The following is a 9895-nucleotide window of genomic DNA, read 5'->3' as shown; positions in this document are numbered from 1 at the left end:
CTGGATGCTGCCCAGCAGCTCGGCAGGATGCAGCCCCGCGAGCCATCCACCTCGTTTGCCGATAGGGCTGCGTGTCGCTTCGACAATGACTGGATTACCCATGGAGCTGCTCCTTTGCGCTCTGAACGTTGTTGGGGTGTGTTTTAAAGTTCACGTTGATAGGCCGTGATGAGGGGCTCGGCCATCTGCCTGCCTTGTGCAGTGATGATCAGCCACCAGTGGTACTGCCATCCGAACACGTCAAAGTTGTCGATGTAATCGGCGTAGATGTGACGCAGTGCAACTTCGGGATCGTCGGCCCGCGCAAATCCCTGTGCGTGCGGCGCCATAGTGCCCAGCTCGAACAGGCCGTCGCGGATAAGCGATCGGATCGTGTGGAGTGTGGTTGCTCGGATTCTCGGTAAGTACGCCTGCCTGTTGGATTCCTGGACGTGCCAGTGCACTGCCAGCAGGCATACCCCACCGCCAAGGCCCTCCATGAGGATCTTGGCGTGCGCTGAGTCGTCGGCGTAGCTCACTGGTGTGACCTTTCCGCTCGCAAGGCATCGTCGAGCAGTCGTATACGAGGGTCTGCAATGTCTTAGCGCTGCAGTTTCCAGACCACGAAAACGGTTGCACTCATGAGCGCGATGAGTGTTGCGATGGACGTCCAAGAGTGCATACAGGCTTCCTGTCAGGTGTTTGTGGGGTAGATACCGCCGGCGTGGGTGCGGGCGTGAGCGATGGCGGCATCGAGGGTGCCGATGAGGTGCTTTTCGTGACGTAGGGATTCGATGACACCGACGTTGGTCAACAGTGTGAGGTGCTCGGGGCGTACGCCTTTGATGATGACGGTGATGCCGCGGGCTTCGAGATCTTCAGCGATCTGTGCCAGCGTGTGTGCGCCGGTGGCATCGAGCATGCCCAGCTGGGACATGCGGATGATCACCACACTGATATTGGGGTGGTCGGCGTCGGTGATGGTATTCGAGATACGTTCGGCCGCACCGAAAAACATGGAGCCATCCAGGCGCAGTAGTGCGATCTTCTCGTCCCCGGGCATCGGTGAGCCGGGTAGTTCTTCGCGGGTGACGCTGCTACGTCGGGCCACCACACGTAGCGCGAAGAACGCGGCCACGACGACGCCGATTTCGACCGCCTCGATCAGGTCGAAACAAATGGTGACAACGGCGGTCAGCGCGAACGTGGCGGCATCGGAGCGGGTCGAGCGCAGGATCGTGATCGCGGTGCGCGCCGAGATCATCCGGAAGGAGGTGACCATCAGGACCGCTGACAGCGCGGCCAGTGGTATCGCACCCACCGGGCCGCTGGCCAAGTACACCACCGCCAACAGCAGCATCGAATGGGTAATCGCCGCAACGCGGGTGCGTGCCCCCGAGCGCACGTTAACCGCGGTGCGGGCGATCGCGCCGGTGGCCGGCATCCCACCGAACACCCCCGAAGCCACCGACGCCAGGCCTTGCCCGAGCAGCTCACGGTTCGGGTCATAGGGGCCGGTGGGAGCCATGGTGGCCGCCACCCGCGCCGACAACAGCGATTCGATCGCAGCCAAGGCGGAAATCGCCACCGCTGCACCCAGAAGTGCTTGCAGGGCAGCCAGATTAGCGTGCGGGAGCAGTGGTGCGGGCAGCTGCGAGGGCAGCTCGCCGATACGGGCAACAGATAAACCTACTACCCCCACTAGCGCGGTGGCAGCGACCACAGCTACCAGGGATTCGGGGATCCCGCCGTGTAGCCGCGGCAGCCCGACCATCAGTGCCGCCACCAATCCCACCACCAGCAAGGCCGGTGCGGCGACGCTCCAGCGGGCGTGTGTGAGAACGTCGATCGCGGCGGCCAACGGGGGATGGCCGCGGGGTGCCGGTTGGCCGATGGCGGCGGGGACTTGCTGCAAGAAGATGATCGCGGCGATCCCCAAAGTGAAGCCCTCGATCACCGGCCACGGGATGAAGGTGACCGCCCGGCCCAAACCGGTGATGCCGGCGGCCGCCACAATGATCCCGGCCAGCACGGTGACCAAAGCCAAACTGCTGCTGCCGTATTGGGCGACGATCGGGGCCAGCACGACCGCCATTGCCCCGGTGGGCCCGGATACCTGCACGTGCGAGCCGCCGAACATCGCCGCTACCACACCGGCGATCACCGCGGTGATTAGACCGGCGGCGGCCCCGGCGCCCGAGCTGATCCCGAACGCCAACGCCAAAGGTAACGCCACCACACCGACGGTGATCCCGGCCAGGATGTCGCAGCGCCACGACCGACCCAGACCGGCGTAGTCATCGCGGTGCGGCAGCAGCCGCGCCACCGCGGCGATACCGACTGCACCCATCACCGGGTCCAGTGATCGATGCGACCCCGTCGCGGCGCGGGGACCTCATGTGCGCTGATGGTCACCGTGATTGGGTCAGCGAGCCGGTGCATCCTTGCCGGGCTTCGGCCAGTCGTGCCCGCAGTGCGCCCAGTTCGGTGCGCAGTTCGTCCGGTAGGCGGTTGCCGCCGATGCTGGCATACCAGTAGTCGATGGATTCGGTCTCTGCGACCCATTCGTCGATGTTGACCGCCAACGCCTCCTCGAGATCCTGATCGCTGATATCCAGGCCGGTGCGGTCCAGCGCGTCAGCGGTGGGCAGGTAGCCGATCGGGGTCGCGACCGCGTCGGCTGCGGCCTCGAGGCGCTCCAGCGCCCACTTGAGGACGCGGGCGTTTTCCCCGAAACCGGGCCACAGGAACTTGCCATCGGCGCCGCGGCGGAACCAGTTGACATAGAAGATCTTCGGTAGCAGATCCGGGTCGCTGCGGGTGCCGATATTGAGCCAGTGCTGAAAGTAATCGCCGACGTGATAGCCCAGGAAGGGGCGCATCGCCATCGGGTCGCGGCGTAGCACGCCGACTTCACCGGCGGCAGCCGCGGTGGTTTCCGAGGACAGCGTGGAGGCCAGGAACACCCCGTGGCGCCAGCTGCGGGATTCGGTGATCAGCGGGACGGTGCTGGCACGCCGGCCCCCGAAGAAGATCGCCGAGATCGGCACCCCAGTGGGGTCATCCCATTCGGGGGCGACGGTCGGACACTGCGCGATCGGGGTGCAGTACCGCGAATTCGGGTGCGCAGCAGGATGGTTGGATGCCGGCGTCCAATGCTGTCCGCGCCAGTCGGTTAAGTGTTCGGGCGGGGTGTCGGTCGCACCTTCCCACCACACATCCCCGTCATTGGTCAGCGCGGTGTTGGTGAAGATCGAGTTGCCCAACTCGATGGTGTCCATCGCGTGCGGGTTGGTGCCCCGCCCGGTGCCCGGTGCAACCCCGAAGAACCCGGCCTCGGGGTTGACCGCGTACAGGCGCCCATCGGCCCCGAACCGCATCCAGGCGATGTCATCGCCGATCGTCTCGGCGGTCCAGCCAGACAGCGAAGGGGCCAGCATCGCCATGTTTGTTTTGCCGCACGAGGAGGGGAACGCCGCCGCCACATACTTCACGACACCTTGCGGGGAGGTGAGTTTGAGGATCAGCATGTGCTCGGCCAACCAGCCCTCGTCGCGGGCCATCACCGACGCGATGCGCAGGGCGAAACATTTCTTGCCCAACAGTGCGTTACCGCCGTAGCCCGATCCGTAGCTCCAGATGGTGCGGGTGGCCGGGAAATGCGAAATGTACTTGGTCTCATCACACGGCCACGGCACATCAGCTTGCCCCGGCGCAAGCGGGGCGCCCACCGAGTGCACGCACTTGACGAACCGGCCGCGCAGCCCAAGCCGATCCCACACCGGGGCGCCAGAGCGGGTCATGATCTGCATCGAGGCCGCCACATATTCCGAATCGGTCACCTGCACACCAAATTTCGGGTCATCAGAGCCCAGCGGGCCCATACAGAACGCGATCACATACATGGTGCGCCCAGCCATCGCACCCCGGTATTCCTCGGTCATGATCGTGGTCATATCCACCGGGTCCATCCAGTTGTTGGTCGGACCCGCATCGGCGGCATTCTCCGAGCAGATGAACGTGCGATCCTCCACCCGCGCCACATCCGCCGGATCCGACACAGTCCAAAACGAATTCGGCTTACCCCGCAGCGGCACAAACGTCCCCTTAGCCACCAGCTGTCTGGTCAGGCGATCCCACCCGGCGCGCGACCCGTCACACCACACCACCTTCTGCGGGCCCAACAGCTCGGCCATCTCCGCCACCCACAACACCACCCCCGCATGGGTGGTCGGCGCAGGCTCCAACCCCTGCACCGATTGCGCCGCACCCACTGCATCCACCGAACTCACCACAACCACTCCTCACCAGCTCTTCAGAACCTGACTATCAACAAAGCATGCTAATTAAGAAAACAAGCAACTAGAGGGCGCTAGCCGGAGATAACGTCCGATACCTCCGGCTAGCGCCGGGCCCGCGTCGCCCGCGCGGGCCCCACTGTGACCGGATCGGCGCCATCGAGCCATTCGGCCTGATCGGCTACGACCCCGGTCAAGATTTTGCGCGCGGCGGCCAGCAGTTCGGCCACCTGCGGGGAGGTCAACGTGTACAGCACCGACAAACCCTCACGCCGCGCCGTCACCAAACCCGCCCGCCGCAGGACCGACAGCTGCTGTGACAGATTCGCCGGCTCGATCCCCACCTCCGGGAGCATCTCCGACACGGCTTGGTCCCGCTCACTAAGCAACTCCAACACCCGTATCCGCACCGGATGACCCAGCGTCTTAAAAAAATCCGCCTTCATCCGATACAGCGGCTGACGCGCATCCACCACAACACCACCTCACCACAACGATCAACATGCAAACATTAGCAACCCGGCAACGATGCAGGGCAAGGCCCCGTCTATAGTTCCCCTTGGTTCTCGCCGGGGCACTTTCTTGCACTCATCAGGGCCTGTCTGATGCCCGCCCCGGCGAGAACCACCCAACGCCCGTACTGGGCCGTTGCGCCCGAGTAGACGCACCGGGCATGTGCACGACTAGACGCCCAGGAGTTTGTCTATGGCCGCCGACCGGCCCACCGCATGGCAGTACATCGCTTACTCATATGGGAAGCGCCTGCCCGGCAGCATGCGTGACTGGGTGGCCAATGACCTGTCTGGCCCGGGAGCGATCCGTCGCCACATGATCCGATACGTGATTCCGCCCCACTTCCTTCTGGCTCCGTTCTGGCTCCTGCCCGGTGGGCTGCTGCTTCATACCGCGATCACGCTGCCTATTTACGTGTGGGCCATCCTGATGACCCACGCACTGAACAAGATCTGGCGCCGCCACCGGCTTGCCACACACGGCCTGGATCCCAAGCTCGCCGACAACGTCAACCGCGAGAAAAACGCACGCAAGCATGAGGCATATGCAGAGCGCTACGGTGCGCGCCAACAGACCGATAGCTACTCCAGCAGCGACCCCATCTGAACCGCCCACGACAGCAGCTTCGTTCGTGCGCCGGTCATTGAATAGGTGACAGAGACAGCGGAGCGGTTCGTCGATGGTGACGTATTCCCATCGCCTTCGCACACGACCTGCGTGCTGGAATGGCCGTTGGCGCGCTCCACCTACTTGCATCGGCGCAGTCAAAAGCTGTTGCCCTAATCCGAACCGGTGTACTCCAATTCGCGCAGACCCCCACGTCCGTAAGGAGTCCAGCCGTTTCTTAGGACAACGATCGGCGCCGGTCAACAAGTCCGCCAACCGCCCCCAGCCACCGCAGCCGTCTCATGTAGAGCGATATCAGGCAGCGGATCCAATGGGGCTGCGAAACCCAGGAGCTGAAGGTGGATCCGCCCTGTCCGCTCAACACCACTCCGCCAATGCAGTGCAGCTTGGCGCTACGGATCCGGATACCAGCCGGCCAGTACATTCATGCCCCCGCCTCTCTAGCTGACCGCCTGCTGCTATCCGCGGCCCAACGAACTCGCGACTTAGCCCTCGCAGGCGACGCCGTCGTTGTCCCGGTCCAATTTCGGGCGGTATCCGGGGTCGCCCTTCTTGATGTTGTAAGCCCCGTCGGCGTGTGCTTCCTTGCAGCTGCCATATGGCGGATCGGCCTGTGTCGGTGTGGCCGCATTGGCGCTGAAAGGTACTGATGCAGAGATGATTACGCCCGCCAAGAGTGCCCCGATGATTGCATGATTGACCGCGAGCTTCATTGCCCCCGCCTACCCGTGATTCGATTGTGGTCAGCGGAATGTACGCCCACTCAACTTGATTGCGGGTGTTTTCGGGGAGAAGTGTTTGGCGCCGTTCGTGTGCCAGTTTGTTCGCGTATCCGTCCGGAAGCCCACAATTACCGGCCTCAACGCGGGTCCTTCAGCCACGAGTCCGCTACTTACTTCTGGGTCTCGGTGCAGATTGTGAACTTGCGCACCGCGTGCGGGAAACCGCCGGTGGGGCAGCCTGCATTGGTGGTGGTGTTCAAGATGACGCTCAGTGGCTTCTCGCGGTTCGGGTGCGAGCGGTCGTCGCACCTGCCGCGGGTTGCTTCGTATTTGCCGATGCTCAGGCAATTGCCGCGAGCCCAGTAGTAGTCGAGGCAGGCCGTCCACTCTCCGCCATCGGCGGTGTTGGTGTCCCAGTATCTTTGCTCGGTGTCGCTGACACAGTCGGTGTGCTTCCGAACCTGTTGTATCACAAAGTAATTGTTGTCCGGTGCCCCGCATTCAGCCTTAGACAACTGCATGTGAGTCGCCGTCGTATGCAGGTGAACACACGTCCCGGCAGGGTAGTCCGGATTGACAGTTGGGGTGTCGGCAGGAAACCGGCTGTCGATCTTGGAGAAGTTCGTATTGACCGTTTTGGCGGCGAGCTCCGAACGGAATTCATGCCGCACCTTCGCATAGACCAGAAGTCCGAAGCTCGCCATGGCGCACAACGCCAGTGCTGCCACGACACTCAAAGCTGCGATGCCCAGCACTGTTGGCCACCGACGACGACCGGGCGCACTCGCGGTACCCGGCGGCCCGTTCCAGGAATCTGCCACTCACTTCTACTTCTGTGTTTCGGTGCAGATCGTGAACTTGCGCACCGGATGCGCGAAACTACCGTGTAGGCAATCGGTATTCGTCGTCGTATTCATCTTATGGGCTACCGAACGGGCTGGTGGGCGAGGTCGATGCTAGACCTGACGGGGTCGCAAAGGTGCGAATCCTGTTTGTTTCCAGTAAGTCTGGTGAATCCACCATCTTGGGCGAGCTTGCGAATGTCATCAGTGAGCACGCTAGGCGGGGTTGTGGCGATCAGGATTTTCATGGGCTGGCTGCTGGAGAAACACACGCCGAGCACCGGCCAGTCTGGCGGTGGCGGGTCGGGCATGTCCCCCGTGTAGCTCCGTGGATATGTTCCGGATAACAGTATTTCGGGTTGCCAGGTACCGGAGTGCAGCAGTTTTTCGGCATCCGCGTACGGCTTAAGGACGAGTTGCTCGCGCGTCACTACTAGTGAGTCGTCAATGCGGACGGTGCTCGATGACGCGGTGACGGTAACCGTCTTGGCCGTTGACTCTTCGTGGCCGCTTCCGCATGCGATGAGCGGGAAGAGCGACAGTGCTACCAGGGCCTTACGGTGCGTCATCGTCATTGGTTTTCCCCTCCAATTTTGCTAGAAATTCTTGCGGGGTCGGTCCGGCATCTGGCCCTGTCGTTTGGTGCACGACCACGCCAGGCTCAGGGTTATCGCGGAAGTCGCGCCCGACCGCTACCGTGCGGTCGGGCGTCATGTATCGCCTGTATTCGGCCACAGACTTCTCTCGTAGCTCATCGAACGTGTCGGCGGTGATGGCCCAGTCCTGTCGCGGGTATCGCCGCTCCCAAGTGCCATCAGATAGCTGCGTGGTTACCGGTTTCCACTGGATAGACCAGCAGTACTTTTCAAGGAGCAGTCGGCCTTCCTCGGCGCTGACTTCGTTGTTCTCGATTGCCTGCATGTCACGCTCGAACTCTTCTTCAATCTCCATTGCCCAGACTCCTCACGGGAACATGTACGTGTGGCTGAAGATGACTTCACCGTCTGCATCGTAGATAACACAGTTCTTCTGCCCGGACGGACCGAGCACGATGCAGTCAATGACCCAGCTCGTTTGCTTGCTGACTTGTTGTACCTGGCCTTGCAGAGGTTGTTGGGTGGGTTGTTGTTGCGGCTGTTGTGGTGAGTTCTGTTGCGGCGCCTGGTAATCCGGGTTCGCCTTACCGGGGCCTTGGGTGTAAGGCGTGGCAGTCTGGTAATCCGGTATCTGCGTCCCGTGCTGCGGTTGCTGATTGCCTGGCTGTTGTTGCGCGCCTTGCTGACCGCCTTGCTGGGGTGCTTGCGGGGCGCCGCTGTTATAGATGGACACACCATTGTCCTGATTCAACGGCGGTTGATTCCCGCCCTGGTAATCAGGCTGCTGCGCAGGCATTTGAGGCGGCTGGAACTGCTGGCCCCCGTCCATGCCTGGCCCGCCGGTGGGTCCGCCCGGACCTGTTGGGTCCGCAGCGGCGGTCTGGACGGTTGAGAACCCTGTGCCGGGCATTGTGTGGTCGCTAGCCACCTTCGCCCCGCCAATAGCAAGAGCCGTAATCGCCACAACTGCCGATACTCTGCGCAAACCCGGCGACGTAGGCCACCGTTCACTCATAACCACGTCCGGAAGACCTCCCCGCTCCGTGCCCCACGCAGCCCGCGCGTGTAGCTGCTCCCCGGATCATGGCAGATCATATCTGGATTTGTCTAGAGAACGGCGTTTGCTGGATCAAGCCGGAGGGTGCGGTGTCGGCACTGAACCTGTGAGTAACCTGCCGTCACCTGGAAATATGTCGAACCCGATGTCAACCCCAGGTGGCGAACCTGGCTCGCGGCTACTGGTCCGGGGTCTGGGAGTGCCTGACGAGTTCGGCGTGGTGTTGCTCGATGAGTTGATGGATCTGTTGGGCTTGATGCAATAGCAGCTCATCGAGAGTCCCGGGTTGGGCTTGGCGCTGCACAACGGCAATCCGGTTGCGTACATGTTTGGTGGCGAGGCGCTGATCAGCAAGCAGCCATGCGTAGTCCGACGTGGCGATGGCTTCGCGGCGCTGGCGCGCATATTCGGCCTCAGCTTTAGCCTGGCGGCGCTCACTGGCAGCCGCCTGCTGCTGGCGCTGGCGCTCCCGGTCACGTCGGCCCGCAGCCTTGGCCTGTTTGCGCCACTGGTGCCCGACACGGGCCAACGCGGCGTTCTCGGCGCGCTCAAGCCTCTGGCGCTGCGTGGCGCCTATCTCGGCGCGCGGCCGTACCGATGCCCAGCGTGCCCGCTCAGCATCGGCGATCGCCTTCTCTCGTGCCTGCTGCGCCTCAGCGCACTCCTCACACCGGCACCCGGCCGCATACCCGGCAACACCATGAACCGCCACAACAAGGCACCTTACAAACCCCGCCACCGACACGTAACACCTTGCCCGCCAACTAGAACACGCGTCTAGATACCTGTGGCGTCGCTCCTCAAGGCAGACACCACCGGCGAACCCCTGCGACCGGCCTTCTCGGGCGGGATGGGCACCGGGTTGAGGTTTTTCGGCCCGCCGCGCCCACGCAGCTGCGTACCCGTCTCGACCAGAGCATCGTGGACGTACCCGTACGAGTGACCATGGGCAACAGCCAGCGCACGGATACTCGAACCACCCTCATAAGCCGCTTTCAACGCCGCACGTTCCTCAGCCCGCTCAGCCCCACGTGTCTTCATTCACCGGTCCCGTGTACGCGGCCTGCTCGCCGACTCCGTTGGTGCTGAGCACCTGCCGTGTCGCCGTCAGCAGACCCAGCTGAGAATAGATGAACCAGTGGACGTAGTGGGGCGATTCCTCACGTCAATCGGGTGCCGATCGCGGCTCACCCGGACATAGACCTTGGATGGTATCGCTGTCGTACAGATCCTGGATGGTCGTCGGCCTGGCCACCGCTCC

The 9895-nt window shown here is 62.9% G+C and carries 12 protein-coding genes; 1 reads left to right on the top strand and 11 read right to left on the bottom strand.

What is annotated here, in order from left to right; genetic code table 11:
- Positions 1-143 precede the first annotated feature (143 nt).
- From MLB1_RS20075 to MLB1_RS20060, 4 genes are all read right to left on the bottom strand, one after another.
- Positions 144-518 (bottom strand): hypothetical protein, encoded by a 375-nt coding sequence (locus MLB1_RS20075; RefSeq protein WP_180751573.1) that lies wholly within the window; start codon positions 516-518, stop codon positions 144-146.
- A 155-nt stretch (positions 519-673) separates the two neighbouring features.
- Positions 674-2329 (bottom strand): SulP family inorganic anion transporter, encoded by a 1656-nt coding sequence (locus tag MLB1_RS20070; protein WP_180751572.1) that lies wholly within the window; start codon positions 2327-2329, stop codon positions 674-676.
- A gap of 61 nt (positions 2330-2390) precedes the next feature.
- A complete protein-coding gene (locus MLB1_RS20065) occupies positions 2391-4274 on the bottom strand; it encodes a phosphoenolpyruvate carboxykinase (GTP) (protein WP_180751571.1) in 1884 nt (627 codons plus the stop codon).
- Between the two features lie 107 nt (positions 4275-4381).
- On the bottom strand, positions 4382-4750 hold the full coding sequence (locus MLB1_RS20060; protein ID WP_180751629.1) for a metalloregulator ArsR/SmtB family transcription factor: 369 nt from the start codon (positions 4748-4750) through the stop codon (positions 4382-4384).
- Between the two features lie 232 nt (positions 4751-4982).
- On the opposite strand from MLB1_RS20060, the gene MLB1_RS20055 reads away from it, so the two are divergent.
- Positions 4983-5396, top strand: a complete 414-nt coding sequence (locus MLB1_RS20055) for a DUF5313 domain-containing protein (RefSeq protein ID WP_180751570.1) — start codon at positions 4983-4985, stop codon at positions 5394-5396.
- A gap of 506 nt (positions 5397-5902) precedes the next feature.
- Here the strand turns inward: MLB1_RS20055 and MLB1_RS20050 are convergent.
- From MLB1_RS20050 to MLB1_RS23950, 7 genes are all read right to left on the bottom strand, one after another.
- Positions 5903-6130, bottom strand: a complete 228-nt coding sequence (locus tag MLB1_RS20050) for an excalibur calcium-binding domain-containing protein (protein WP_180751569.1) — start codon at positions 6128-6130, stop codon at positions 5903-5905.
- Between the two features lie 179 nt (positions 6131-6309).
- The gene (locus tag MLB1_RS24185) at positions 6310-6894 is read right to left on the bottom strand and encodes a hypothetical protein (RefSeq protein ID WP_255486033.1); all 585 of its coding nucleotides are present in this window, start codon (positions 6892-6894) and stop codon (positions 6310-6312) included.
- A 170-nt stretch (positions 6895-7064) separates the two neighbouring features.
- On the bottom strand, positions 7065-7556 hold the full coding sequence (locus MLB1_RS20040; protein WP_180751284.1) for a hypothetical protein: 492 nt from the start codon (positions 7554-7556) through the stop codon (positions 7065-7067).
- The gene (locus tag MLB1_RS20035) at positions 7537-7932 is read right to left on the bottom strand and encodes a hypothetical protein (RefSeq protein WP_180751568.1); all 396 of its coding nucleotides are present in this window, start codon (positions 7930-7932) and stop codon (positions 7537-7539) included. The genes MLB1_RS20040 and MLB1_RS20035 overlap by 20 nt, the downstream gene beginning before the upstream one ends.
- Before the next feature lie 12 nt (positions 7933-7944).
- Positions 7945-8373 carry a hypothetical protein gene (locus MLB1_RS24180; protein WP_255486032.1) on the bottom strand — a complete coding sequence of 143 codons (429 nt, stop codon included), beginning with the start codon at positions 8371-8373 and terminating at the stop codon, positions 7945-7947.
- A gap of 439 nt (positions 8374-8812) precedes the next feature.
- The gene (locus MLB1_RS20025) at positions 8813-9346 is read right to left on the bottom strand and encodes a hypothetical protein (protein ID WP_180751567.1); all 534 of its coding nucleotides are present in this window, start codon (positions 9344-9346) and stop codon (positions 8813-8815) included.
- A 65-nt stretch (positions 9347-9411) separates the two neighbouring features.
- Positions 9412-9675 carry a helix-turn-helix domain-containing protein gene (locus tag MLB1_RS23950; protein ID WP_219603329.1) on the bottom strand — a complete coding sequence of 88 codons (264 nt, stop codon included), beginning with the start codon at positions 9673-9675 and terminating at the stop codon, positions 9412-9414.
- Positions 9676-9895: the final 220 nt, after the last annotated feature.

Origin of the sequence: Mycobacteroides sp. LB1 (assembly GCF_013449725.1) — a bacterium.
GTDB lineage: Bacteria > Actinomycetota > Actinomycetes > Mycobacteriales > Mycobacteriaceae > Mycobacterium.
This window is presented reverse-complemented; position numbering and strand designations above follow the sequence as displayed.

Bases quoted from the DNA above. Each gene is read 5' to 3' on its own strand.
- MLB1_RS20070 (WP_180751572.1), bottom strand. From the start codon at position 2,329: ATGGGTGCAGTCGGTATCGCCGCGGTGGCGCGGCTGCTGCCGCACCGC.
- MLB1_RS20055 (WP_180751570.1), top strand. From the start codon at position 4,983: ATGGCCGCCGACCGGCCCACCGCATGGCAGTACATCGCTTACTCATAT.
- MLB1_RS20050 (WP_180751569.1), bottom strand. From the start codon at position 6,130: ATGAAGCTCGCGGTCAATCATGCAATCATCGGGGCACTCTTGGCGGGC.
- MLB1_RS20040 (WP_180751284.1), bottom strand. From the start codon at position 7,556: ATGACGATGACGCACCGTAAGGCCCTGGTAGCACTGTCGCTCTTCCCG.
- MLB1_RS20035 (WP_180751568.1), bottom strand. From the start codon at position 7,932: ATGGAGATTGAAGAAGAGTTCGAGCGTGACATGCAGGCAATCGAGAAC.
- MLB1_RS24180 (WP_255486032.1), bottom strand. From the start codon at position 8,373: ATGCCTGCGCAGCAGCCTGATTACCAGGGCGGGAATCAACCGCCGTTG.
- MLB1_RS23950 (WP_219603329.1), bottom strand. From the start codon at position 9,675: ATGAAGACACGTGGGGCTGAGCGGGCTGAGGAACGTGCGGCGTTGAAA.